The sequence below is a fragment of the Nocardia sp. NPDC060255 genome (assembly GCF_042727395.1).
Lineage (GTDB): Bacteria > Actinomycetota > Actinomycetes > Mycobacteriales > Mycobacteriaceae > Nocardia.
The window spans coordinates 1-25,236 of the sequence record NZ_JBHXAU010000013.1 but is presented as its reverse complement, the minus strand read 5'-3'; the positions used below and the strand labels follow the sequence as shown (position 1 = coordinate 25,236).

General features: G+C 68.3%; 23 protein-coding genes. 8 read left to right on the top strand and 15 right to left on the bottom strand.

The genetic code is table 11. The features are described 5' to 3' along the window. Positions 1-249: 249 nt before the first annotated feature. Positions 250-1,794 (bottom strand): IMP dehydrogenase, encoded by a 1,545-nt coding sequence (gene guaB / locus ACFWF1_RS23380; protein ID WP_379292054.1) that lies wholly within the window; start codon positions 1,792-1,794, stop codon positions 250-252. 304 nt (positions 1,795-2,098) lie between these two features. Between guaB and ACFWF1_RS23375 the strand changes: the two genes are divergently transcribed. Beyond that, the gene (locus tag ACFWF1_RS23375; protein ID WP_357386417.1) at positions 2,099-2,512 is read left to right on the top strand and encodes a DUF5319 domain-containing protein; all 414 of its coding nucleotides are present in this window, start codon (positions 2,099-2,101) and stop codon (positions 2,510-2,512) included. Between the two features lie 196 nt (positions 2,513-2,708). Here ACFWF1_RS23375 and ACFWF1_RS23370 read toward each other — a convergent pair whose 3' ends face one another. From ACFWF1_RS23370 to ACFWF1_RS23360, 3 genes are all read right to left on the bottom strand, one after another. After that, positions 2,709-3,794 carry an anti-sigma-D factor RsdA gene (locus ACFWF1_RS23370; protein ID WP_379292053.1) on the bottom strand — a complete coding sequence of 362 codons (1,086 nt, stop codon included), beginning with the start codon at positions 3,792-3,794 and terminating at the stop codon, positions 2,709-2,711. After that, positions 3,787-4,365: a sigma-70 family RNA polymerase sigma factor gene (locus ACFWF1_RS23365; protein WP_357386413.1), complete on the bottom strand. Its 579-nt coding sequence runs from the start codon at positions 4,363-4,365 to the stop codon at positions 3,787-3,789. The genes ACFWF1_RS23370 and ACFWF1_RS23365 overlap by 8 nt, the downstream gene beginning before the upstream one ends. Positions 4,366-4,544: 179 nt before the next feature. Beyond that, positions 4,545-5,423, bottom strand: a complete 879-nt coding sequence (locus tag ACFWF1_RS23360; RefSeq protein WP_379292052.1) for a hypothetical protein — start codon at positions 5,421-5,423, stop codon at positions 4,545-4,547. 628 nt (positions 5,424-6,051) lie between these two features. Here ACFWF1_RS23360 and ACFWF1_RS23355 point away from each other — a divergent pair. From ACFWF1_RS23355 to ACFWF1_RS23345, 3 genes are all read left to right on the top strand, one after another. Then, positions 6,052-6,345, top strand: a complete 294-nt coding sequence (locus ACFWF1_RS23355; protein WP_014981828.1) for a WhiB family transcriptional regulator — start codon at positions 6,052-6,054, stop codon at positions 6,343-6,345. A gap of 363 nt (positions 6,346-6,708) precedes the next feature. Beyond that, complete coding sequence (locus ACFWF1_RS23350; RefSeq protein ID WP_379292051.1) at positions 6,709-7,284, top strand: sigma-70 family RNA polymerase sigma factor; 576 nt, start codon at positions 6,709-6,711, stop codon at positions 7,282-7,284. A gap of 1 nt (position 7,285) precedes the next feature. Beyond that, entirely contained in the window at positions 7,286-7,537 is a 252-nt protein-coding gene (locus ACFWF1_RS23345) for a hypothetical protein (protein WP_357386406.1), read from the top strand. A 57-nt stretch (positions 7,538-7,594) separates the two neighbouring features. On the opposite strand, the gene groL is transcribed toward ACFWF1_RS23345, so the two are convergent. Beyond that, complete coding sequence (gene groL, locus ACFWF1_RS23340) at positions 7,595-9,205, bottom strand: chaperonin GroEL (RefSeq protein ID WP_379292050.1); 1,611 nt, start codon at positions 9,203-9,205, stop codon at positions 7,595-7,597. A 161-nt stretch (positions 9,206-9,366) separates the two neighbouring features. Continuing rightward, positions 9,367-9,666, bottom strand: a complete 300-nt coding sequence (gene groES, locus ACFWF1_RS23335; RefSeq protein ID WP_014981824.1) for a co-chaperone GroES — start codon at positions 9,664-9,666, stop codon at positions 9,367-9,369. A 705-nt stretch (positions 9,667-10,371) separates the two neighbouring features. On the opposite strand from groES, the gene ACFWF1_RS23330 reads away from it, so the two are divergent. Next, positions 10,372-11,922: an Hsp70 family protein gene (locus ACFWF1_RS23330; RefSeq protein WP_379292049.1), complete on the top strand. Its 1,551-nt coding sequence runs from the start codon at positions 10,372-10,374 to the stop codon at positions 11,920-11,922. Between the two features lie 650 nt (positions 11,923-12,572). Here the strand turns inward: ACFWF1_RS23330 and tsaD are convergent. The 7 genes from tsaD to ACFWF1_RS23295 form a co-directional block, all read right to left on the bottom strand. Next, the gene (gene tsaD / locus ACFWF1_RS23325; RefSeq protein WP_379292048.1) at positions 12,573-13,616 is read right to left on the bottom strand and encodes a tRNA (adenosine(37)-N6)-threonylcarbamoyltransferase complex transferase subunit TsaD; all 1,044 of its coding nucleotides are present in this window, start codon (positions 13,614-13,616) and stop codon (positions 12,573-12,575) included. Next, the gene (gene rimI, locus ACFWF1_RS23320; protein WP_379292047.1) at positions 13,613-14,107 is read right to left on the bottom strand and encodes a ribosomal protein S18-alanine N-acetyltransferase; all 495 of its coding nucleotides are present in this window, start codon (positions 14,105-14,107) and stop codon (positions 13,613-13,615) included. Before rimI ends, tsaD begins: the two co-directional genes overlap by 4 nt. Before the next feature lie 4 nt (positions 14,108-14,111). Further along, positions 14,112-14,870, bottom strand: coding sequence for a tRNA (adenosine(37)-N6)-threonylcarbamoyltransferase complex dimerization subunit type 1 TsaB (gene tsaB, locus ACFWF1_RS23315; RefSeq protein ID WP_379292046.1), 759 nt, complete (start codon positions 14,868-14,870; stop codon positions 14,112-14,114). A gap of 55 nt (positions 14,871-14,925) precedes the next feature. Further along, positions 14,926-15,372: a tRNA (adenosine(37)-N6)-threonylcarbamoyltransferase complex ATPase subunit type 1 TsaE gene (gene tsaE, locus ACFWF1_RS23310; RefSeq protein WP_107654250.1), complete on the bottom strand. Its 447-nt coding sequence runs from the start codon at positions 15,370-15,372 to the stop codon at positions 14,926-14,928. After that, a complete protein-coding gene (locus ACFWF1_RS23305) occupies positions 15,365-16,447 on the bottom strand; it encodes an alpha/beta fold hydrolase (protein ID WP_379292045.1) in 1,083 nt (360 codons plus the stop codon). The genes tsaE and ACFWF1_RS23305 overlap by 8 nt, the downstream gene beginning before the upstream one ends. After that, positions 16,444-17,571 (bottom strand): alanine racemase, encoded by a 1,128-nt coding sequence (gene alr, locus ACFWF1_RS23300; RefSeq protein WP_379292044.1) that lies wholly within the window; start codon positions 17,569-17,571, stop codon positions 16,444-16,446. The genes ACFWF1_RS23305 and alr overlap by 4 nt, the downstream gene beginning before the upstream one ends. 274 nt (positions 17,572-17,845) lie before the next feature. Further along, the gene (locus tag ACFWF1_RS23295; RefSeq protein ID WP_379292043.1) at positions 17,846-19,294 is read right to left on the bottom strand and encodes an NAD(P)H-hydrate dehydratase; all 1,449 of its coding nucleotides are present in this window, start codon (positions 19,292-19,294) and stop codon (positions 17,846-17,848) included. Positions 19,295-19,397: 103 nt separating this feature from the next. Between ACFWF1_RS23295 and ACFWF1_RS23290 the strand changes: the two genes are divergently transcribed. Beyond that, positions 19,398-19,826 (top strand): plastocyanin/azurin family copper-binding protein, encoded by a 429-nt coding sequence (locus ACFWF1_RS23290; protein ID WP_379292042.1) that lies wholly within the window; start codon positions 19,398-19,400, stop codon positions 19,824-19,826. A gap of 5 nt (positions 19,827-19,831) precedes the next feature. Here the strand turns inward: ACFWF1_RS23290 and ACFWF1_RS23285 are convergent, their stop codons facing one another. After that, on the bottom strand, positions 19,832-20,323 hold the full coding sequence (locus tag ACFWF1_RS23285; protein WP_379292041.1) for a MarR family winged helix-turn-helix transcriptional regulator: 492 nt from the start codon (positions 20,321-20,323) through the stop codon (positions 19,832-19,834). Between the two features lie 139 nt (positions 20,324-20,462). On the opposite strand from ACFWF1_RS23285, the gene ACFWF1_RS23280 reads away from it, so the two are divergent. Continuing rightward, positions 20,463-21,662: an MFS transporter gene (locus tag ACFWF1_RS23280; protein WP_379292040.1), complete on the top strand. Its 1,200-nt coding sequence runs from the start codon at positions 20,463-20,465 to the stop codon at positions 21,660-21,662. Between the two features lie 89 nt (positions 21,663-21,751). Here the strand turns inward: ACFWF1_RS23280 and glmS are convergent, their stop codons facing one another. After that, complete coding sequence (glmS, locus tag ACFWF1_RS23275) at positions 21,752-23,635, bottom strand: glutamine--fructose-6-phosphate transaminase (isomerizing) (RefSeq protein ID WP_379292039.1); 1,884 nt, start codon at positions 23,633-23,635, stop codon at positions 21,752-21,754. Between the two features lie 36 nt (positions 23,636-23,671). On the opposite strand from glmS, the gene ACFWF1_RS23270 reads away from it, so the two are divergent. Continuing rightward, entirely contained in the window at positions 23,672-24,529 is an 858-nt protein-coding gene (locus ACFWF1_RS23270) for a dienelactone hydrolase family protein (protein ID WP_379292038.1), read from the top strand. The last annotated feature ends 707 nt before the right edge of the window (positions 24,530-25,236 follow it).

The following is a 25,236-nucleotide window of genomic DNA, read 5'->3' as shown; positions in this document are numbered from 1 at the left end:
GGGGGGGCGGCGGCCGCGGCGCCGCCCCCCTCGCCCGCCGCCGGCCCCGCCCCCGCCCCCCCCCCCCCCCGCCCGACGGGCCGCGAACGGCGCTCGCAAAACTCGCGCCTCCAGTGGTTTACCTATGGGCAGCCAAGCGCGGACCGCAGGGGCCCGCACTCCGCTCGACCATCGGCTCGTACCCAAAACACCCGTGGACACGCTCAATCATGCACGGACCAAGCGGTCTCGTACACGAACATCGAGCGGCTAGCCGCGACCAGTGTAGTTAGGGGCCTCGACGGTCATCGTGATGTCGTGCGGGTGGCTCTCCTTGAGCCCCGCCGCGGTGATCTGCACGAACTGCGCGTCCTGCAGGTGCGCGATGGACTGCGAGCCGGTGTAGCCCATGGCCGCGCGCAAGCCGCCGACGAGCTGATGGATAACCTGGTTGACCGGTCCGCGGAACGGCACCCGGCCCTCGATGCCCTCGGGGACCAGCTTGTCCTCGGCGAGCACGTCGTCCTGGAAGTAGCGGTCCTTGGAGAAGGACTTGGCCTGGCCGCGGCCCTGCATCGCGCCGAGCGAACCCATGCCGCGGTAGCTCTTGAACTGCTTGCCGCCCACCAGGATCAGCTCACCCGGCGATTCGGCGGTGCCCGCGAGCAGCGAGCCGAGCATCACGGTGGACGCGCCCGCGGCGATCGCCTTGGCGATGTCGCCGGAGAACTGGATGCCGCCGTCGGCGATCACCGGCACACCGTGCGGCTTGCAGGCCGCGACGGCCTCCAGGATCGCGGTGATCTGCGGCGCGCCGACACCGGCGACCACGCGGGTGGTGCAGATGGAGCCGGGACCGACGCCCACCTTCACCGCGTCCGCGCCCGCCTCGACGAGGGCGAGGGCGCCGGCCCTGGTCGCGACGTTGCCGCCGACGATCTGGATCCGGTCGCCGACCTCGGCCTTGACCTTGGTGACCATCTGCAGCACCTGGGCCTGGTGGCCGTGCGCGGTGTCCACGACGAGCACGTCGACGCCGGCGTCGGACAGCGTCATGGCGCGCGACCAGGCGTCGTCGCCGACGCCGACCGCGGCACCGACCAGCAGGCGGCCGTCGCGGTCCTTGGTGGCGTTCGGGTACTGATCGGTCTTGACGAAGTCCTTGACCGTGATGAGCCCGCGCAGCTTGCCGTTGCCGTCGACGATGGGCAGCTTCTCTATCTTGTGCCTGCGCAGCAGGCCGAGCGCGGCCTCCGCGGTGACGCCCTCCTGCGCGGTGATCAGCGGCGCCTTGGTCATCACCTCTTCGACCCTGCGGTTCTGGTCGACCTCGAAACGCATGTCGCGGTTGGTGATGATGCCCACAAGGCTGCCGACCTCGTCCACCACCGGCAGACCGGAGATGCGGAACCGGGCGCACATGGCGTCGACCTCGGCGAGGGTGTCCGACGGGCGGCAGGTGACCGGGTCGGTGACCATGCCCGCCTCGGACCGCTTCACGGTCTCCACCTGGGCGGCCTGGTCGGCGCCGGACAGGTTGCGGTGCAGCACACCCATACCGCCCGCCCTGGCCATCGAGATGGCCATCCGCGCCTCGGTGACCGTGTCCATCGCGGAACTGACCAGCGGGGTCCGCAGCCGGATATCCCGGGTCAGTTGGCTGGAGGTCTCCACAGAGCTGGGGATGAGATCCGAGGCGGCGGGCAGCAACAGCACATCGTCGAATGTGAGGCCGAGCATGGCGATCTTGTTCGGATCGTCACCACCCGTAGATGGGCGGACAGCGGTGCGTTCGCCCGATACGGGATTACTCATTCGGATCGACCCCTCCTGGACGTCGACAGCGACCGGCGCCGGGGTCACCGGCGCCGCGCGCAGCTGATGGGATGGACTGGTGGCTCCGGGAATCGTGTCGGGTGCTCGCCGGGGCCTGAGACCATGGTATCTGTCCCGCAAACTCGTCGGCCAAGTGAGCCCACTGGGCGTCAGCCGGGGAGTGGGAAGGGTACGCGCCGGAGGATGACGCGGGGGCGAAGTCGACCGGGGGCGGGTAAGCACCGGCGAAACTTGCGGCCGACATAGCTGGCGCAGACCACCCTGTTCTGCGTACCGTGGGGATGTGCGTGACCATCTACCACCTGGCTTGCCGCCGGATCCGTTCGCCGGAGACCCCTCCGACCCGTCCGCCGCGCTCGACGCCATCGAGCCCGGTGAGCCGCTGGATCCCCACGAGCGCCTTGCGGTCGAGGAAGATCTCGCCGATCTGGCCGTCTACGAGGCGCTACTAGCGCACCGCGGTATCCGCGGACTCGTGGTCAGCTGCGAAGACTGTCGGCAGGATCACTACCACGACTGGGACATGTTGCGCGCCAACCTACTTCAACTGTTGGTGGACGGCACCGTGCGCCCGCACGAGCCCGCCTACGATCCCACGCCGGAAGCGTATGTCACCTGGGACTACTGCCGGGGATACGCGGATGCCTCGATGAACGAGGCCTTCCACGGCGACGGATTCGAAGGGTTCGACAACTGAGGTTCGTGGCACCGAACCGATGACGCGTCCCGCCACGGGAACTCGCGTGACGCGGCGTATCACGCTGTGATCTTCGACGCACCCACGCTCGATTTCCGAAGTATGACCGCTGGGGCACACACCTCCGAACAGACAGAAAACCGACCGCCACTCGGCAATCGGTTCTTGTCTTGTTTCGAGATTCTCTCGCGGGTTGCTAGCTCGGTGTCGCCGCGCCGCCGGCCCCGGACGGGATGACGAACGTGGTGCCCGGATTGCCTTGCGTCGGTACCCGAGCCGGCGGCTGCTGGGTCTGGCCACCGTTGTCATTGGTCGGCTCCACCACAGTGGGTTTGGACACGGTGGTCGGTGTCGCCGGGGGTTGCGTGGTGGTCGGCTCCACCGTCGGTGGCGGCGTGGTCACCGTCGGCGGAGTCGGCTTGTCCTCGCTCGGCGGCTTGGACGGTTCGGTGGTGGGTTCGGTCGGCTTGTCGCTCGGCTGAGACGGCTTCGTCTGCAGAATCGTCGCCGACGGTTCGGCCGGCGGGACCGGCTTGGTCGTCGGGCCAGTGCTCGTCGACGGTTCGGTCGGCTTGCCCGAGGTGCCCTGATCCAGCTGATCGGCCAAATCGCCGTAGCCGCTGGCCCGCAACTGATCGACGAGGCGCTGCCACTCCGTCATCAGCTTGTCGTGCTTCTCCGGGCTGTCGACCTGGTCGGCATTCGCCTTCGCCGACTCGAGCCGCGCCTTGGCCTGCACCGGGTTCTGGGTGATCAGCTTCCCCGCTTCATCCAGATCGGTGCCCGCCCGTTGCGCCACGGTGCTCTGCGCCGCCTGACTGAAGACGACTTCCTTGAGATTCCACAGCGGATCGCCGGGCTGCGAGCCGTACGAGAACGCCGTCACACCGCCGATGACCAGGGCGAGTGCCGCCGCGGTCCCCATCAGCGGGCGGGCGTAACGCCACCGGCTGTTGCCTTGCGCCCTGTTGCGGAACTGCTGTGCGCCGATCTCCTGATTGACCGCGGCGACGATCACATCCAGATCCGGCTCCGCGGTCATCGGTGGAGCGATGAGCTCCGCTCGCCAGTCCGCGAGTAAGGTCGCGAGCTGATACTCCTCCGCGCTGTCGGTCCGTACCGGGCCATCGCTTGCGATAGCGTCGATCAACGCGTCGTCGCGGCGTACCGCGGCGATGTCGACCGGACCGGTATCTCCGGACGCGTCGGCGTAGGGACCGCTGTTTCGCGATCCAAGCCGCGCTTTCCAGTCACCCCGACCGCGCTCGCCATCCCTAGCCATACATTTCACCTGCCCTCGCCACTTGAGACTTCAGTTTCGCGAGTGCCCTGTGCTGGGCCACTCGTATCGCCCCCGCCGTACTGCCCACGGCGACTGCGGTTTCTTCGGCTGACAAACCCATGACCAATCGCAGGATCAAGATCTCTCGATGTTTCTCGGGGAGTGTCGCGAGCAGACGGTTCATCTGCCTGCTCGTCTCCGATTCGAGAGCTCGTTGTTCCGGACCATGGTCGGTGGATATGACATCTGGTACTTCGGCCATTGCCTCCGCCTTGTTACGGGCGGCATTGCGATGGGCGTCGGCGACCTTGTGCGAAGCGATTCCGTAAACGAAGGCCATGAAGGGCCTGCCCTGGTCTTGATACCTGGGCAAGGCGGTCATCACGGCCAAACAGACCTCCTGCGCAACGTCATCCGCGGAGAGCTGCCCACGCTCCGCGGCTCCGATCCGCGCGCGGCAATAACGCACCACGAGCGGGCGGATCATCTCCAGCACCTGAGCTAAAGCGGATCTGTCGCCCTGCGCAGCCGCAGTGACGGCGAGGTCCAACTCTTCGCCCATGTTCGTCATCGTCAGAGAGATTCCCGGCGTTACAAGTGGCACGGTCGGTGATGACCAGTGCTTCCGCCGAAGCGGCGGAACGGATCTAACAATAGCGATACAGCGCGCGGAACAAGGCAACACGGTCGCCCTTCACAGCACAGGCCCCGCACAACCTGATGTAGCCCGGCTTAAAAGCTTTGCGACAGCTAGCCGGTCGGTTGCGCCGCCGTCACCGGACGAAACCGACCGCCACGTCGGACGATGGTCGCGGCGCAGTCCGCGGCCTCCGCCGCGGCGCCGGGGCTGCCGAGCCCCTCGCGCAGCATCGCGCTCGCCCAGCGCAACGGCAACATGCCATGTTCGCGACATTCCTCGGCAACCTGCTCGGCGAGCTCGCGGGACCGGTCGTGCTCCCCCGCCACCACGGCCGCCGCGGCGACCAGTAGCCGGGACTTGATCAGATGCCGCACCGATGGTCCGCGCTCGGCGAGTTCGAGCGCGGCCGCCGCGTACCCGATGGCAGGCTCGACAGTGCCTGCGGCGAGCGAGGTTTCGGCGCTGACCCACTGCCTGCGGATGGCGGGCCGCCAGCCCAGCCGGTCGTCCGGCACCACTTCCGCAGCGCGGCCGAGCAGCCGCCAGGCCAGCGCGACCCGGCCGACGCCGAGCGCGTCGGCCGCGAGACCGGTCAGCGCGTCACAGATCGCGTCGCCGCGGTCGAAGGGATAGCCGGCGGGCCCGGCCACGGCGCGGTCACCCATCGATCGCCCGGAGAGCAGGGCGGCGGCCCGGCCGTCGAGGGCGGCGGCGCGGGCATGCCAGCCGAGCTGGCGCAGCAGCGAACCCTCGGTACTCGCGGCCAGTGAAAGCACAATCGGATCGGTGCTGCGGGCGCGGGCAATTCGCAATTCGGCGCGTGCCGCGGCATATCGACCCTGACCACCCAGAATCACCGCCCGATACCAAGAACCCAGCGCGTCGGGCGCGGTCGGCAACTCGGCAGCGGCACGACCGGGCTGTGCGCCGAAGGCGCTCTCGGCGAGTATCTCGAATCGGGTATCTCCGAGCGGAGCAGGTGCGAACACGGCCGAAACTGTATACCGGGCCGGGCGAAGATGGCCGGGAGAAAGACCCGACCCGACCAACCGGCAACCACTCAGCATTTCTGATCTCTATACGATGTTTCCATCAGGTAAATCTCGTACCGGCAATCACCGAGCGCCCGCGTTCGGAATTCACACGCGTTTCGCGCAATTAACCTCAACGCCCCGTTTCCGCCATCTCGGATCTGCTCGCAGCGCACGTCGTCGCGCGGCGCTGTGACCACGCCCACCCGGCCCCCGACGGGCTCTGATCAGAGTTTTGCCCCTAAAAGTGGGGCCTACCAGCGGAAATAGGTCCTGGATGGAAGCATCAGCGAGCCATGGGCCACTGGTCAACCGATCAGTATCGCCGGAACCAATGCGAAAAGTAAACAGCTCAAAGGTTAAATTTCGCAGCCTAAGATTTGGGAAACTGCTGCGCCGAACTATTGACGGAATTTCGCGGCTGGACCTAACGTAGCTCATCGCCACGGTCGGCGCCGCGCGAAATTGCAGCGACCGCAACGGGCGAGCACAGGGGCACCCGCCGACCTAGCGCAGTGGCCTACCACACTTTGCAGAACAACTGCTCGACAACGCTGACGAGCTCGCACCACGAGGAGTTCACACAATGCCCATGCCGACCCACCTCCCCGGGCCGAACGCCGATGTCTGGGATTGGCAGATGCGAGGGTCCTGCCGCGGGCAGGACTCCGCCGTGTTCTTCCATCCCGACGGCGAACGTGGCCGAGCCCGTACCGCACGCGAGATGCGTGCCAAAGAGATCTGCCGGGCCTGCCCGGTACTGATGCAGTGCCGCAGCCACGCCCTCAAAGTCAGCGAGCCTTACGGCATCTGGGGCGGCATGTCCGAGACCGAACGCGAGATGCACGCCCGCCGCAATCGGCGGCGCATGGCGGTGTAGTTGAAATTGTTCCCATCCGCGGGGTGCGGCGCACCGAATCCCTAGCAAACAACCGGCAGGCAATACGCGGTCACCACCGCTACGCCTGCGGCGGCGACTACCCGACGCCGCACACCCTGTCGAGCCCTGCGTTTCGCGGTTAGCTATCGGCGTGTCACGGCGTGTCTCTTGTTGGAGCCACCTGGCGTGTCGAAGTTTTCCGCAAAGTCGCTGGGCCACAGGTGGTTTGCCGACACCCCAGCCGAAGGGAGGTCATAGCGACCCGCTACGGTGGTGACCGATGACACAGAATGGAGCGTTGTGACAACGCGGCAGCCGGCCGCAGAGGGCGACTCGTTCCGAAGAGATGCCTTCCCACCCGGTGTGGATTCTGCGGTTACGGCCCGCGCCGCCGAGAGCATCGAACTCGCCGACCTGCTACGTCGTTGCGGTGAGTCCGACCAGGAAGCCTTTGCCGAGCTATACGACCGGACGTCCGCGCGCGTCTTCGGTCTGGTGCTGCGCGTCCTGCACGACCCCGGTTACGCCGAAGAGACGACGCAGGAGGTCTACCTGCAGATCTGGCGTACGGCAGCCAGTTTCGACGCCGACAAGGGATCAGCGGTGACATGGTTGATGACGCTCGCCCACCGGCGGGCCGTCGACCGGGTGCGCGCCGAGCAGGCACACACCCAACGCGAGGTCGCCTACGGAATACGGGTCCTCGGTAACGAATTCGACGAGGTAACCGAAGAAGTAGAGCGAAGGCTCGAACAGCAGGCCGTCCTCGACGGACTCGCGACGTTGACCGAGACCCAGCGAGAGGCCATCTCGCTCGCCTACTACGGCGGGCGGACCTACGCGGAGGTCGCGCTGTATCTCGGAGTAGGGTTACCGACCGTTAAGTCCCGAATTCGGGACGGATTGACACGACTCAAAAGAAGTTTGGGGGTGACGTGAGATGAATGAACGCCAGGTCGATCTCGCGCACACCGTCGCGCTCGGATCGATCGACGACGTAGATCACCATGAGGTGCAGGAACTGCTCGACTCCGACGACCCCGCCCTACGCGCGGAGTTCATCACCGAGATCGGGCAGACGAGAGAAGCGCTCGCCGTGCTGTCCAGCGCGACGGCGACCCCACCACCCGCCACGCTGCGCACCCGACTGCTCGCCGCCATCGCCGCGGAGCAGCCTCCCGTAGCCTCTTGATTTCGTAAAAACGAAGGCCCCCGGACGCGACGTCCGAGGGCCTTCTCTGGTTTCAGCTCAGTGGCTGTGACCGTGGTGGCCGTGGTCCTGCGCCTCTTCGGCGGGCTTGTCCACGATCGCGCTCTCGGTGGTGAGGATCATCCGCGCCACCGACGCCGCGTTCACGACGGCCGAGCGGGTCACCTTCACCGGATCGACGACACCGTCGGTCAGCAGGTCACCGTAGGTGAGGGTGGCGGCGTTGAAGCCTTCCTTGCCCTCGGCGACCTTGCTGACCACCACGGAGCCGTCGACGCCCGCGTTGGTGGCGATCCAGAACAGCGGCGCCGACAGTGCGGTCCGCACCACCTCGACGCCGGTGGCCTCGTCGCCGGACAGCGAGTCGCGCAGCTCGATCAGCTTCGCGGCCGCCTGCACCAGCGCGGAGCCGCCACCGGGCACAATGCCCTCCTCGACGGCGGCCTTGGCCGCGCTCACCGCGTCCTCGACCCGGTACTTGCGCTCCTTGAGCGCGGTCTCGGTGGCCGCGCCGACCTTGATCACCGCGACGCCACCGGACAGCTTCGCCAGCCGCTCCTCGAGCTTCTCCCGATCCCAGTCGGAGTCGGTGGCCTCGATCTCGCGACGCAGCTGCGCGCCGCGGGCCGCGATGTCTTCCTTGGTGCCGACGCCGTCGACGATCGTGGTGTCGTCCTTGGTGACGACGATGCGACGCGCCTGGCCGAGCACGTCCAGGCCGGCCTCGCGCAGGTTGATGCCGAGGTCGGGGTTGATCACGGTGCCCGCGGTGACCACGGCCAGGTCGTCCAGGAACGCCTTGCGCCGGTCACCGAAGAACGGCGCCTTCACCGCGACGGCCTTGATCGTCTTGCGGATCGAGTTGACCACCAGGGTGGACAGCGCCTCGCCCTCGACGTCCTCGGCGATGATCAGCACCGGCTTGCCGGATTCGGCGATCTTCTCCAGCAGCGGCAGGAAGTCCGGCAGCGAGCTGATCTTCTCGCGGTGCAGCAGGATGAGCGCATCCTCGAGCACGGCCTGCTGGCTGTCGGTGTCGGTGACGAAGTAGGGCGAGAGGTAGCCCTTGTCGAACTGCACGCCCTCGGTGACCACGAGTTCGGTCTGCGTCGTGGAGGACTCCTCGACGGTGACGACGCCGTCCTTGCCGACCACAGTCAGTGCCTTGCCGACCATCTCGCCGATTTCCTCGTCGCGCGAGGACACGGTGGCGACCTGCGCGATCGCCTTCTCGCCGGACACCGGGGTGGCCGCGGCGAGCAACGCGGCGGAGACCGCGTCGGCGGCCTTGGCGATGCCGTAGCCGAGCGAGATCGGATTCGCGCCTGCGGCAACGTTCTTCAGGCCGGCCCGGACCAGCGCCTGGGCCAGCACGGTCGCGGTGGTCGTACCGTCGCCTGCGACATCGTTGGTCTTGGTGGCGACGCTCTTGACCAGCTGCGCGCCGAGGTTCTCGAACGGATCTTCCAGGTCGATCTCGCGCGCGATGGTGACACCGTCGTTGGTCACGGTCGGGCCGCCGAAGGCCTTCGCGAGCACCACGTGGCGGCCGCGCGGGCCGAGGGTGACCTTGACGGCGTCGGCGAGCTTGTCGACTCCGCGTTCCAGAGCCCGGCGAGCCTTCTCGTCGAACTCGATCTGCTTTGCCATAAGTCCTATTCCTTGGATTCCAGGGCTGAGACGACTCTGCCCCGGTCCCCGCTCAGGGGAACCGGGGCAGCGTCATGACGACTCGATCCCGGCGGTCGGGTGAGCATGGAACGTCACCACTCGATCCCGGCTCTCGCCGGAACGACCGCGCGGGGCGCGGGTCACTTGGTGACGACGGCCAGCACGTCGCGCGCCGACAGGATGAGGTATTCCTCGCCCTGGTACTTGATCTCGGTGCCGCCGTACTTGCTGTAGATGACGGTGTCACCCTCCTTGACGTCGACCGGGATGCGGTCACCCTTGTCGGTGACGCGTCCTTCGCCGACGGCGATGACGGTGCCCTCCTGCGGCTTTTCCTTCGCCGTGTCGGGGATGACCAGGCCGGAGGCCGTCGTCGTCTCGGCCTCGTTGGCCTGGACGAGGATCTTGTCCTCGAGCGGCTTGATGTTCACGCTCGCCACGTTGAGCCCTCCACTTTCAGGGGATGTCGTCCGGAACTGTTGTTCCAGACCATCGGTATCAGGTTTTAGTGCTGACCCTGTCGCATAGCCCCGTCGTCGCGGGTGCCGGGACCCCTGCTCAGTAGTCAAAAATGCCTGGCAATGCTCAGTGCACCGGACGGACGAAAGTCCGGCCGCGCACATCAGCAGTGCCGACTAGCACTCTATACATGAGAGTGCCAGCGCTCAAGGCCGGGATGTGCCAATTTCAGATCGCCACGAACCTTCGTGTTCGCCGACACGCCCAACGCACGCCCGGAGGGGTTTTCATCGGAACCGGAAAACTGTAACGTTCGGATAACGGATTGTGACACTATTGACGACGGTCGCTGTCCGACCGCTGTGTTCGTCACGAACCGGTGCCGTCGGAGACCAGGGGTTGTCACAGAACGTACGTCGCTACACCGCTCGGCGTCACCGAATACCTCAGCGTGATCCGAAGTTCCGGCGTCATCGAACACCCAGCGTCACAGAAGACACCAGCGCCATCAGAGCTGCACCAGAGAGCTAGCCACACGTGATCCATCGCCGGTCCCCGCGACCCATCCGGATAACGGGACCGAACGGGTTTCAGTCCGGATCGTCCGTCGACCAGACGGCGACTCGGCAGTCCATTCGAGATGGTCGGCGCCACAAGACCATCCGCTCGAAGGGAGGTGAATGAACATGCGAACATCCCTCGGTATCTCGGCCGGGTCCGAGGTCGTGTGCTCGGCGCTGGTCGCCACCGCGTCGAACGGCGCGCAGAGCTTCGACTATCGCGTCGTGTCCGCCGACGCGGCCCACTCCGACCTAGGCGATCTCGTCGCGTCCTCGATCGAGCTGATGACCACCCAGCTGCCTACCACGCAGCTGGCGCACGACGCGGGCTATCCGGTCGGCGCGCGCTTCGCCGGCGCGCAGCCGCGCAACCTGGAATCGCCGACCAGTCGCCCGCCGACCAGCGTCGCGGTCGCCTACCGCGGCAAGGAGCAGGCGCAGGCGATCCGCGCGGCCACCGGCAAGCAGCGCGAACTGCGGCTGGTCCCGGAGGGCACCGCGGCACTCACCTACCTGCGGCACACCGGCCTGCTCGACCGCTACGAGACGGTCGCCGTCATCGACCTCGGCGCCACCGGACTCAACGTCACCGTCGCCGACCAGGCCGACGGCACCGTGCTCCGGTCCGAGCGCACGATCGCGATCAGCGGCAACGCCATCGACGATCTCATCTACCACCACCTGGTCGACCTGCACTACGCCCGGCGCGGCACCCGCCCCAACCGCGGCATGCTGACCAATCGCGGCCGCGCCGCCAAGGAACACCTGTCCATCGCGCCCGCCGTCACCATCGACCACGTCGCGGGCCGGCCGCTCAAGCTGACCAGGGCCGACTTCGAGGAGCTGATCGCCGATCTGCTGCGCGAGACGGCCGTGTTCGCCGCCGCCGTATTCGCCAGGGCGCCCAAGTTCCCGCAGGCGGTAACGGTGATCGGCGGCGGAGCCAACATCCCCGCCGTGGTCGACACGCTCGCCGCACAACTGGACGTCCCGGTGTTCACCGTCGACGACCCTGACGCCGTGATCGCGAAAGGCGCCGCGCTGGTGGCCGATTCGGTGCAGCCGTCGGTGTTCCCGGTGGCCGCGCTCGGCTCCGACGCACCGGTCGGCACCTTCACCAAGGTGGTCGGCACGCTGGCCGGGGCGATCGTGGTGGTCGGGCTGATCATCGGCTACGGCGTGAAGACCTTCGCCCCCACCTCGGACGACGAGGTCTCCCCCGCGGGCACCACCAGCAGTGTGTCGCAGGTGCCGCCGGCACCGGGCAGCATCATCGCGCCGACCGGGGCGGGTACCGCGACCGGCGGGCGGAATCAGGAAAGCACCAATCGCCCACCGGGCGGAAACATTCCGTCGATCACCCAGGACCACGGCACCTCGTCGAGCACCCCGACCACGACGCCCGCCACCCCACCGACCCAGCCGACCCTGCGCCCCGACCCGAACCTCCCGGTGATCCCGTTCCCGGAGCTGCTCGGCCCACTGTTCGGCAACTCCGCTGGGCCGCAACCGGGTTCCTCGGGCCAAGACAAGAACCGGCCCACCACACCGAACGAGCGAACCGCACCGACCCAGGCCCCCGCACAGTCACTCCTGCCAATGCCACCCCGCCAGAACTCGGGCTCGCCCACGAACCCCGGCGTCGGCAGCCCCCGGCAGTCCGGCGAAACCGACTGACCCGCAACACCCCCGGTACCGAGCCGGCAGCAGAATCTGCACCCTTTCTCGGGATCAGCACCGGCTCTAGGGCCCTATTCCGAGTGCCGATCCCGGGAGCGAGTGCAGATCTTCGGCGACCGGTCGGGGAGCACTTCACCGGACCTGGATCGACCACCGGAACCCCACGACCGGAACCTCTCACCCTCTGTCTAAGCCACACACCCAGTACACGGGGTGTGCAGCTCACACAAAGGGCGCGCGGCTCCAACTCGCCACGCGGACAGCAGAATCTGCACTCTCACTCGGGATCGGCACTGGCTTTAGGGCCCTATTCCGAGTGCCGATCCCGAGTTAAGGTGCGGATTCCAGAGACACCGACTCACCGAGCCCTCTCGCGGGCCAGATCGACCATCGAAACCGCCGCCGACCACCCTTTCTTGCCCAAAGCGCTTGTAACGCAACCACAAGCCGATGACCACCTCCAGAACGCGACATCGCGCGCCTGACATGCGCCTAAAGCCGGGTACCCCACCTGACGCGCCCAGCACTACTCCCAAGAAAACCTGGGACAGGTCTTCAGCTCAATGAACAGGTCATCGCCTGGAGTCCTAAGAAGCACTTGCCCGGATAAGTACACCCATCGAGCGCCGTAACGCGCACCCGCCAGTTCAGCTGACCCGACTCACCGAGACCGGCAGTCCCGGATCGGTAGCCACTGTCAGCGACGACGGCTTCGCGCCTCCCGCGATCACATGTGCGCCGAGGGCCGCGATCATCACACCGTTGTCCGTGCACAGCCGCGGCTTGGGCACTCGTAGCGTCAAACCGGCTGCCGCGCAACGCTCTTCGGCCATCGATCGGATCCGTGAGTTGGCGGTCGCACCGCCGCCGAGTACCAGCGTGTCGACGCCGACGTCCTGGGCCGCGCGCACCGCCTTCATGGTGAGCACATCGGCGACCGCCTCCTGGAACGACGCCGCGATGTCCGGGATCGGCAGGTCCTCGGCGGTCAGCCCGCTGCGCTGGGCCGACTCGACATAGCGGGCGACGGAGGTCTTCAAACCGGAGAAGGAGAAGTCGTAGCGCGCGTCCCGCGGCCCGGTCATGCCGCGCGGAAACGCGATCGCGCGCGGATCACCTTGGGCGGCAGCGGCGTCCAGCGCCGGACCGCCGGGGAAACCGAGCCCGAGCAGCCGGGCCACCTTGTCGAACGCCTCGCCCGCCGCGTCATCGATGGTGCTGCCCAGCTCGATGATCGGCTCGGCCAGATCGGTGACATGCAGCAGATGCGTATGCCCACCCGAGACCAGCAGCGCGACGCACGGCGGCATCGGACCGTGCTCCAGCGTGTCCACCGCGACATGCCCGCCGAGATGGTTCAGCGCGTAGAACGGCACATCCCACGCTGCCGCATAGGCTTTCGCGGCCGCGGCACCGACCAGTAGCGCACCGGCCAGGCCGGGTCCGATCGTCACGCACAGCGCGTCCGGCTTCGCGATGCCCGCCGTGGCCAGCGCCCGGCGCATCGCGGGCACGATCGCCTCCAGATGCGCGCGCGACGCGATCTCGGGCACCACGCCGCCGAACCGCGCGTGCTGGTCGACGCTGGAGGCGACCTCGTCGGCGAGCAGCTCACAGCTACCGTCGGCGTGCCTGCGCACGATGCCGACTCCGGTTTCGTCGCAGGAACTTTCGATGCCCATGATGATCACGAAAGGACCTCGTCCGGGAGGGGCAGCGCGCTCAACGCGGGCCTGCGCATGGTGTAGGCGTCGGCGCCGCTGGGATGGTAGTAGTTCTTGCGCAACCCGATGATGTGGAAGCCGTGCTTGGCGTACAACGCGATCGCCGGGGTGTTGTCGGTGCGGACCTCGAGGAACACCGGCCCGCCGCGCTTGCCCGCCTCGGCGAGCAGCGCTTCCAGCAGCAGCGTGCCGATGCCGGCCCGCAGGCAGGTCGGGTCGACACCGATGGTGTGCACCTCGGCCTCGGGGTGTTCGTCATCACCGAGCAGCGCGACGCCGGCGTAGCCGACCATTCGCCCGTCGTCGGCACGGGCGGTGATGTAGCGATTGTGCGGTGCGGCCAGCTCCGACTGGAACGCCACCGCGTGCCAGGGATCGTCCTCCGGGAACAGCAGCTGCTCGAGTTCGACGCAGCGCTCGATGTCGGCGGTGACCATCGGCTCGATCCGGATAGTCATCGGGTCACGCTCCCGTCCGGTCGAGGGTGCGGTAGCTCTTCTCGACGGCGTCGGGCCTGCGCAGGTACAGCGGCACCAGCGCGTCGGGCACCGTGCGCGCGAGCAGCTCCGCCGCGGCGACCTGAACGAGCCCGGCGGGCGAGGGCGTCTCCACCGGAAGCACCGGCAGGTCGAAGAAGTCGACGTGCGAGGCGGACCCGGCGATCACCGTGGCCTGCGCCATATCCACCTCGTTCGGCTTGGCCACGTCCGGCCCCGCGACGCGCACGCCGTCGCGATAGCGCGCCCAGTACACCTCCCGGCGGCGCGCGTCGGTGACCACGAGCAGTTCGCTGCCGGGTGTGAGGTCGGACACCGCGTCGGCGGCGATCCCATCGAGGCTGCACACGCCATACACCGGAATGCCCAGCGCGTCACCGAAGGCCGCGGCCGTCGCCATGCCGACGCGCAGCCCGGTGAACGGGCCCGGCCCGATGCCGACCACGACCGCGTCGAGGTCGGCCCTGGAACGCCCTGCCTCGCTGAGACATTCGAGAATCTGCGGGGTGAGCACCTCGGCATGCGCGCGTGGATCGACCCGCACGCGGGCGGCGAGGGTCCGGGTGTCGTATCGAGCGACCGGTAAGCGTTCGCCGGCGCCGCCCCGTGGCGCGACCGCCGAGCGGTCGCCACCGACGGTGGCCGCGCCCGGTGCGGCCTGCTCCAGTTCCACCAATCCCGCTGTCACGGCGGGTGTCGCGGTGTCGACGCTTAATACCAGCATGATTGATCCAACGATACCGGTTGGTAGCTGCCGTCGGTGCGGAGCTACCGGGTAGTTAATCGACCCATTCCCATTCGGCGGTGCGCACGTCCGAATCCGGTTCGCGCGAAAGCAGCACCCGCAGGTGTCGATCGGTCAGGTGTTCCACCACGCCGCGGCCCCACTCCACCACGACCACCGCCTGATGCAGATCGGTGTCGAGGTCGAGGGCGTCCAGCTCGTCCAGATCGCCGCCGAGTCGATAGGCGTCCACGTGCACCAGCGGCACCGCGCCGTCGCGCTCGCCCGCCCGATGCTGGCGGGCGATGATGAAGGTCGGTGAGCTGACCCGGCCCTGCACGCCGAGGCCGGCGGCGATACCCCTGGTGAGCGCGGTCTTGCCCGCGCCGAGCGGGCCGTCCAGCACCACCAGGTCGCCCGCGCCGAGCCCGGCGGCCAGCTCGCGACCGAGCGCCTCGGTGTCGGCGACGGTGGGCAGGATCCGCTGCTGCCGGTCAGCCACTGGTCACCTCCGAGGCCTGGGTCGGTTCGCGCACGCCGGCGCGCACGAGCAATCGATCGAGTGCGTCGTTGACGATATCCGGGTACTGCAGGTGCGCCATGTGCGCGGCACCGATGAGCCGGATCAATTCGCTGCTCGGCAGCTCGTGCGACAGCGCACGCGAGTTGCGGAACGGGATCACCAGGTCGTTGGTGCCGCCGAGGACCAGCACCGGCAGGTGCGCGAGGGTGGGCAGCGCGGCCGATTCGTCGTGCAGCTCGATGGCTTTCAGGAATTTCACGATGGTCTCGACCGGCGTCCGATCGATCATCATGGTGGTGAACCGGGACAGGGTGGGGCTCACGGGGCCGTGATACGAACTGACGTGCAGGATCGGCGTGATCACATGCCGCGCCGTGGACCGGCCGGCCTGGACCAGCGCGGGCGCGGCGGTCACCGCCATCCGGAACCCGTCGATCGCCGGGTTGCGCAGCAGCTGGGTGATGCCGGCGGCGGTGACCTCGGCGGCCGCCGTGGAGAGCAGCGCGACCCCGATCACCCGGTCCGCGAACAGATCCGGGAACTGCGCCGCGGCGGCGAGCACCGCCATCCCGCCCAGCGAATGACCGACCAGCACCACCTGCCCCTTCGGCGCGCTCGCCGTGATCACCGCGGCGAGGTCGCGACCGAGCTGGGCGACGGTGCAACTGTCGGTCTCCGGCGTACCGGAGCGGCCGTGCCCGCGTAGATCGAACAGCACCAGGCGTGCGCTTGCGCCCCAGCGCTTTTCGAGGTCGCGGCGCTGAAAGTGGAAGGACTCCATGGTGTTACAGAAGCCGTGCACGAAGATCACGGTGACCGGCGCGTCCGCCGGTCCGCATTCGCGGGTGGCCAGGCGCACGCCGTCCTCGGTGAGCACCGCGCCGGCCCGGTCCTCTTCGATGAGATCGAAGTTCTCGTCCCGGTATTCGTCGCGGCGGGCGGGCCAGAGCACGCGGGCGCCCGCGCGGCGCAGGGCGTGCACCCCGGCCAAGGCGCCGATCACTCCCGCGGTGGCCAAGCCGCCGCGGACCGGGGTGATCCGAGGGCGTCTCACCTGGCACCGCCCACGTAACGGCGGACCGCTCTGCCGCGTGGCGCGCAGACCACCTCGTAGTTGAGGGAGTCGAGCTGGACCGCCCAGTCGTCGGCCCGTGGTTCGCCCCGGCCGCCGCCGAACATGATCGCGACGTCACCCTCACGGACGTTCGCGGCGTTGTCGCCGAGGTCGACGACGAACTGATCCATACAGACCCGGCCGACGTTCGGATGCCGCGCACCGCCGATCCACACCTCGAAACGTCCACTCAGCGGCCGGAATACACCGTCGGCGTAGCCGGCCGGGATGAGCGCGACCGTGGTGTCGCGCGGGGCGATCCAGGTGTGCCCGTAGGAAACGCCCGCACCGGCCGCAATCTGCTTGACCTGAACGACGCGGGCCTGGAAGGTCATCGCCGGGCGCAGTCCGAAGTCGCCGAGGTCGGGCACCGGGGAGAGCCCGTACACCGCGATGCCGGGGCGGACCAGGTCGAAGGCGAGGTCGGGGCGGGTCAGCGTGGCGGGCGAGTTGGCCAGGTGCACCAGTTCTGGTTCCAGGCCGTATTCCTTGGCGGCGGCGATGGCGTCCAGGAAGCGGTCGCGCTGCAGGTCGTTGGTCGGATGCGCGGGTTCGTCGCCGCGGGCGAGGTGGGAGAAGATCGCCCGGAAGCGCACCGCCTGCTCGTCGACGAGGGCCCGCAGTTCCGCGAGGGCCTGCGGGTATTCGGACGTCGACAGGCCGTTGCGGTTGAGCCCGGTATCCACCTTGAGGGTGACCGTCGGGGCCCGCCCCGTGCTCCTGGCCGCCGCTTCCACCGCACGCAGTTGGCTGAGTGAGGAGACGCCGATCTCGACGTCGGCGGCGATCGCGGCGGCATAGTCCGCGTCGGAGTCGTTGAGCCAGCTCAGGATCGGCGCGGTGATGCCGGCCGCGCGCAGCTGCACGGCCTCGTCGATCGTCGTGACGCCCAACTCGGCGGCACCCGCGGCCAGCGCGGCCTTGCCGACCTCGGCGGCACCGTGGTTGTAGCCGTCGGCCTTGACCACCGCCATCACGGCGGCATCGCCCGCGAGTTCGCGCAGAATGCGCACATTGTGAGCGATGGCATCCAGATCGATGACCGTCTCCACTTGCGCGTTCACGCAGCCCGCCTCTCCGAGTATTCGAGCCAGACCTGGATGCCGTGGCGTCGGCGGCCTGCCGTGACGCGAGGGGCTGTGGTCAGCCCGTATCCGACGAGTTACCGAGGTGCTGGCGAAGTCGGTCGTCACGATTGTTCTCGGTGAAGTCTATTGGCGCGGGGATATCTGGTTGCGGCGAGTTGCCCCGGCCGTGTTCTGCGGCACAGCGGGGCGAGCAGTCTTATGACTGTTTTCGACGGGCAGCGGCCCACATCGGGCAGCGACATCCCTCGCGTCAGCGGCCCGAACGGGCCAGGGCGCGCAGGGTGCGGATGGCCGGGCGGATGTGGTCCAGCAGCGGGGTCGCCGAGATGGGTGCGGCGTCGGGGTGGCCTTCGTGCGCGGCGAGGTTGGCGGCCAGGGAGTGGACTCGTGCGGCGGCCGCGGCGGCCCAGCCGGGGGCGTGCCCTGCGGCGAGCAGGGCGCCGATGATGCCGGAGAGGACGTCGCCCGCGCCGGCGGTGGCGGCCCAGGATGCGCCTGCCTCGTTGACGAGAACCGGGGCGCCGGGGGTGGCGACGAGGGTGGCGCGGCCCTTCAGGAGGACGGTGAGCTGCCAGTCCTCGGCGAGGGAACGGACTGCGGCCACCCGGTCGTCGCCGAGCTCCACTCCGGTGAGGCGCGCGAATTCGCCTGCGTGCGGGGTCAATACGGTCGGGGCCGAGCGGCCGCGAACCAGGTCGGGTTCGGCGGCGAGCATGGTGAGGCCGTCCGCGTCCACCACCACGGGCAGGTCGGTGGCAAGGATCTCGATGAGCCGTTTGTGCGCGTCGGCGTCGGTGCCCGCGCCGGGACCGAATACCCAGGCCTGCACCCGGCCTACCGCCGAGACATGCTCGGTGGCAATGACTTCCGGGAAATGGGCGAGGATGTCGGCGGCGTCGGTCCCGGCATAGCGGACCAGGCCGGAGGTCGCCGCGACGGCGGCGCCGGTGCACAGCACCCCCGCACCCGGATACTCCGCGCTGCCCGCGCAGACGCCGGTGACGCCCTGGGAGTACTTGTCGTCGGTCGCATCCGGCACCGGCCAGCTCACGCCGATCGAAGCGGGTTCCAGCGCAGCCAGATTCGGCTCGGGCAGGCGTAACCCGATGGGCACCAGCTCGATTCGCCCGCAGTGCGGCGCGGCCAGCACATGCACCGGCTTGTACGCACCGAACGCGACGGTGACACCGGCCCGGACGGCAGGACCAGTGATCGCGCCGGTATCCGGATCCACTCCGCTCGGCAAATCCGCGGCAATGATCGGGACACGCACCGCCGCAACGAGTTCCGCGGCGCCCGGACGTAACGGCCCACGCCCCGAAATGCCGACGATGCCATCGATCACCAAGTCCGGATCGCCGATCTCGTCGCGTACCCGGCCGCCCGTCTTGCGCAGCGCCGCAAGACCTTTCGCGTGCGCGCGGGCCGGATTCAGCAGCACCGCGGTCACCGCGACACCGCGACGGCGCAGCATCGATCCCGCCCACAGCGCGTCGCCGCCGTTGTCACCGGAGCCGACGAGCAGGGTCACCGAACGCCCGGCGACGCCACCGGTGCGCGCCCGCAGCTCGCCGGCCACCACGGTGGCCAGACCGTGCGCCGCACGCTGCATGGGGACGCCGTCCGGGACTCGGGTGAACAGCTCGGCCTCGGCCTCGCGTACTTCGTCGGCGGTGTAATAACCCCGCTGCGTGGACATGAGCGATCCTCCACTTCGGTACTGCTCGAGCGTCACTGCGCGGCCCGGAGGCGCCGATAGTGCCGTACAAGCCCGCAACGACAGCAGACTACGCTTGGCGAACATGCCTATGGTCAAGCCCCGTGCAAGGTCCACACAGGTTGTTACCGGATTCGCGGTGGCGGCGGCGCTGCTGGTCGCCGGGTGCGGCGGTAGCGACTCCGGCGCCGCGGCGACGACCACGAAGCGACCGCATCCGACCACCACGACGTCGCAGCCCGCGGGCGACACCAAACCCGCCGCCATCACCGTCGAGGTGAACAACATGAAGTTCGCCCCCGCCGACGTCACCGTGAAGACCGGCGACACCGTCACCTGGCACTTCGCCGACAAAGCGCCGCACACCGTGCAGGGCATCGGCGACAAGGCCATGGGCCTCAACAGCCCCATCATCGACAAGGGTGACTGGAGTTACACCTTCACCGTCGCAGGCACCTACCGCTACCTCTGCTCGCTGCACCCGGAGATGCGCGGCACCATCACCGTCCAGTAGCCCGCTCAGACCGGCCGATACTGGCGGGTGCGCGGGCTGCGCGCGGAACTGGTGTTGAGGGCTTCGACGGCCGCCACCAGCGGTGCCAGCTCGGGGTCGGCGGCGGCTCGGCCCAGCGCGCTGGAGAGGGCGTCGTCGTGCGTGGGGCGGGCCTGCGCCAGGAGGGCCAGACCCGGCGGGGTGACGTCGGTGTAAATGCCGCGACGATCGTCGGGGCACAGATAGCGCTGAAGTAGGCCGCGGTCTTCCAGGCGGGTGACCAGGCGGGTCGTTGCACTCTGACTCAGTACGACGGCCTCGGCGACCTGGTTCATCCGTAGGTGGCCGCCCGGCCCATCGTGCTGACGACTGAGCACGACCAGCAGCGAATACTCGCGAACGCTCAGGTCATGACCGCCCTGTAGCGCGCGTTCGATGTGCGCCTCGATCCGATCGTGCAGCAGCGACAGTGCGTACCAGCCATCGGCCAGGCCGGTCAGGGCGGCATCCGCGGTCATCGTGTTCCTTCCGCGTAGAGGTTGTCCCCTTCAGGATAGATGAGTATCGCAATAGCCCGCGCTTGCAATTATCACGCGTGTGCAATTATTGTTAACGCCCGTAAGACTCAGGTGCAACTTTCACTGGAGGCTCCCGCTCATGCCGCTCGCACTCCTCGCCCTGACACTCGGGGCATTCGGAATCGGCACCACCGAGTTCGTCGTCGTGGGATTGCTCCCTGATATCGCCGACACCTACGCGGTGTCCATCCCCACCGCGGGACTGCTGGTCACCGGATACGCGCTCGGCGTAGTGGTCGGCGCGCCGCTGATGACCGGGCTCGGCACGCGGGTCTCCCGCAAACGCATGCTCCTCGGCATGCTGCTGCTCCTGGTGGCGGGCAACGTACTGTCCGCTGTCGCACCCACTTTCGGCCTGATGCTGACCGGCCGGATCGTCGCCTCGCTGGCGCACGGCGCGTTCTTCGGCATCGGCGCGGTCGTCGCGGGTGCCGTGGTGCGCCCGGACAAGCGCGCCGGCGCGATCGCGATCATGTTCACCGGACTCACCGTCGCCACCATGGTCGGCGTGCCGTTCGGCACTCTGCTCGGCCAGCAATTCGGCTGGCGGCTCACCTTCCTGATCGTCGCGCTGGTCGGCCTGATCGGCCTGGTCGGCGTCGCCGTGCTGGTACCCGAACAGCCCGCGCCGCAGGACGCCAGGCTGCGCACCGAACTCGCCGTTTTCCGCAACCCACAGGTGCTGCTCGCGATGGCGATGACCGTGCTCGGCTTCGGCGGCGTCTTCGCGGCGATCACCTATCTCGCGCCGATGATGACCGAGGTCACCGGCTTCGCGGACAGCTCGGTCACCTGGCTGCTGGTGCTGTTCGGCGTCGGCTTCTTCGCGGGCAACCTGATCGGCGGCAAGTTCGCCGATCGCCACCTGATGCCGATGCTCTATTTGTCCCTCGGCGGCCTGGCCGTGGTGCTCGCCCTGTTCACCCTCACCGCGCACAACAAGATCGCCGCCGCGATCACCGTCGTGCTGATCGGCGCCCTCGGCTTCGCCACCGTGCCACCGCTGCAGAAGCGCGTGCTCGACCACGCCGCCGGCGCACCGACTTTGGCCTCCGCCGTCAACATCGGCGCCTTCAACCTCGGCAACGCCATCTCCGCCTGGCTCGGCGGCCTCGTCATCGCCGCGGGCTTCGGCTACACCGCCCCCAACTGGGTCGGCGTCGCCCTGGTCCTCGTCGCCCTTGCCCTGGCCGTCTGGTCCGGCGCCCTGGAACGCCGATCGAACACCCAATCCCCTACTGCCGCAACTGAACCCCGCATAGCCGTCGCCCACACCTGACTCGAGCCGCACAGCCGACGGCGCTCCCAACGCGCCCCGAATCGCTGAGCGGTTCGGGGCGCGTTGGTTGAAAGGGTTGGGGCCGTGGGTTATTCGACGGTGACGGACTTGGCCAGGTTGCGCGGCTTGTCCACGTCGTAGCCGCGGGCCTGCGCCACCTCGGCGGCGAAGATCTGCAGCGGGACCGTCGACAGCAGCGGCTGGTACAGCGTCGGCGCCGACGGGATCTCGATGAGGTCGTCGGCGAACGGACGCACCGTATCGTCACCCTCCTCGGCGATCACGATGGTGCGCGCACCGCGCGCCTGGATCTCGCGAATGTTGCTGAGCAGCTTGGAATGCAGCACCGCGCGCCCCTTCGGCGACGGCATCACCACGATCACCGGCAGGCCGTCCTCGATCAGCGCGATCGGCCCGTGCTTGAGCTCGCCCGCCGCAAAACCCTCGGCGTGCATGTACGCCAGCTCCTTGAGCTTGAGCGCACCCTCCAGCGCGACCGGGTAGCCGACGTGACGGCCGAGGAACAGCACCGTCGACACGTGCGCCAGCTCGCGCGCGATCGCCCGCACCTGCGGCGCCGTCTCCAGCACCCGTTCCACCAGCTTCGGCATCGCCTCGAGTTCGGCGAACTCGCGGGCCACCTCGTCCGGGTACTTGGTGCCGCGCGCCTGCGCCAAGGCCAGCCCGACCAGGTAGTTCGCGGTCACCTGAGCCAGGAACGCCTTGGTCGAGGCGACGCCGATCTCCGGCCCCGCCCTGGTGTAGAGCACCGCGTCGGACTCGCGCGGGATCTGCGCGCCATTGGTATTGCAGATCGCGAGCACGCGCGCCTTCTGCTCCTTGGCGTGGCGCACCGCCTCGAGCGTGTCGGCCGTCTCGCCCGACTGCGAGATCGCGACGACCAGCGTCGAACGGTCCAGCACCGGGTCGCGGTAACGGAATTCGCTGGCCAGCTCCACCTCGACGGGCAGCCTGGTCCAGTGCTCGATCGCGTACTTCGCCAGCAGCCCGGAGTGATAGGCGCTGCCGCAGGCGACCACGAAGACCTTGTCGAAGTCGCGCAGCTCCTGGTCGGCGAGGCGCTGCTCGTCCAGCACGATCCGGCCCGCGCCGTCTTTGTCCACGCTGAAATGCCCGATCAGCGTGTCCGCGACCGCGGCGGGCTGCTCCTCGATCTCCTTGAGCATGAAGTAGTCGTGGCCGCCCTTCTCGGCGGCGGCCAGATCCCAGTCGATGGTGAACGGGCGGGTCCGCGCGGCGGCGTCGTCGCCCGCGAAATCGGTGACCGTGTAGCCGTCGGCGGTGATCACCACGGCCTGGTCCTGACCGAGCTCGACCGCCTCGCGCGTGTGCTCGATGAACGCCGTGACGTCCGAGGCGATGAACATCTCGCCCTTGCCGACACCGATGACGAGCGGCGTCGACCGGCGCGCCGCGAAGATCAGGTCCGGGTGATCGGCATGGGTGAAGACCAGCGTGAACGCACCTTCCAGCCGGCGAACCACCGCCAGCGCGCTGGCCGCGAAGTCACCCGCCGTCGGTCCCTCGGCATAAGCCCTGGCGACCAGGTGCACGGCGACCTCGGTGTCGGTGTCGCTGCGCAGCTCGACGCCCGCGTCCTCCAGCTCCCGGCGCAGCGGGGCGAAGTTCTCGATGATCCCGTTGTGCACGACCGCGACCTTGCCGCTGTCGTCCCGATGCGGGTGCGCGTTGCGGTCGGTCGGCGCGCCGTGCGTCGCCCAGCGCGTATGTCCCATTCCGGTGCTGCCCGCGAACCGCGCCACCCCGATTTCGGCGAGCTCGGCCTCGAGATTCGCCAGCTTGCCCGCCTTGCGTTCCACTGCCAGCGCACCGGCGCCATCGACGATCGCCACACCCGCGGAGTCGTAGCCGCGATATTCCATGCGGCGCAACGCGTCAACGACAACGCCGAGCGCGTCCCGGTATCCGACGTACCCCACGATTCCGCACATGGCTCACCAGAGTACTTATCGGATAACGTTCTCGTCGTGTCGGCGTCTGTGAAATCACTCCTGAGCACCCTGACCAGCCGCGGCCCCCATCGGGTGCTGCGCGGCAATTTGGCCATCGCCGGGCAGCCGGGGGTGGTATTCACGCCCGAATCGGGGCTCAACCTGCCCGCCGTCGCGTTCGGGCACGGCTGGCTGACCGGCGCCGCCAACTATCGAGGCCTACTCGAGCACCTCGCGTCCTGGGGTTTTGTCGCCGCCGCCCCGGATACCGAGCGCGGTCCGATTCCGTCACACCTCGGCCTGGCCACCGATTTGCTCACCACCTTGGACATCTGCACGGGTGTCCGGCTCGGCGACGGCACCATCAGCGTGCACCCCGACCGGCTCGCGCTGGTCGGCCACGGCATGGGCGCGGGCGCCGCCGTCATCGCCGCGACCCAGCGCCAGGTCGCCGCGGTAGCCGCCTTGTTCCCCGCCCCTACCGCGCCGTCCGCCGAAAACCTCGCGCCCGACCTCGACACGCCCGCGCTGATCCTGGCCGGCGCCACCGACCTGGCCTCGGTCAGCTCCAACGCCATCCCCCTCGCCACCGCGTGGGGCGGGCGTTCGGTGTTCCGGGCGATCGACGGCGCCTCACACAACGGCATCATCGAGGGCCGCCGCGTACTGGCCGCCGTCGGCGCCGGCAAACACGAATCCAAAACCGCCCGCACCACCCGAGCCCTGCTCGCCGGCTACCTGCTCGCCACCGTGACCGGCGACAAGACCTACCAGCCCTTCGCCGATCCCGAGGCGGACATCCCGCACACCGTCGTCGTCGACCCAGAAGCCAAGGAAGACAAGCCCGCCCCCAAACTAAAAATCACCCAACTCGCCGGCCTGCTCCGCCGCTAACTCCTCCCCAACCCCAACCAAGCAGCAAAATCCGCCCCCTAACTCGGGATCTGCACTGGCATTAGAGCCCTATTTCGAGGGCCGATCCCGAGTGAGAGTGCGGATTTGTGGTGAAACCGGGTACAGCACGGCCGACGCTGAACCGCTCACCCGTTGTTTAACCGGCACACCCGCTATACCGAGTGTGAGGATTAAACAAAGGGTGAGCGGCTTCAATTCCCCACGCGGGCAGCGGAATACGCACCCTGTGTCGGGATCGCGCACCCGGATTAGGGCCCTACTGTCGGGCCGATTCCGAGAGAGGGTGCGATCAGCGCTCGAAACCGGGTGCGCACCCCGCCCCGAGTGCCCAACACCTCACCACACCACGCCGAAACCAGGATCTGCGCACTCTCTCGGGACCTGCACTGGCTTTAGGGCCCTATTCCGAGTGCCGATCCCGAGAGAGGGTGCAGATCTCGGGCATACCGGGGTCCGGACCACCGAAACTGCCGTCGGCCACCGAATCTGCCGCCGAGCACCCTGCCTCTTGTCCAAAGCGCTTGTAACGTAACCACAGCCAGATGACCACGCTGGAACGCGACATCACGGACCTGACATGCCCCTAAAGCCCAAGGCCGTGAAGTTAAGGGGTTGAGGCTGAAGTCAACATTGCTGGTGATGTGGTGAAACATCAAGCGGGGCAAGCGGAGTCCAGGTAGACACGA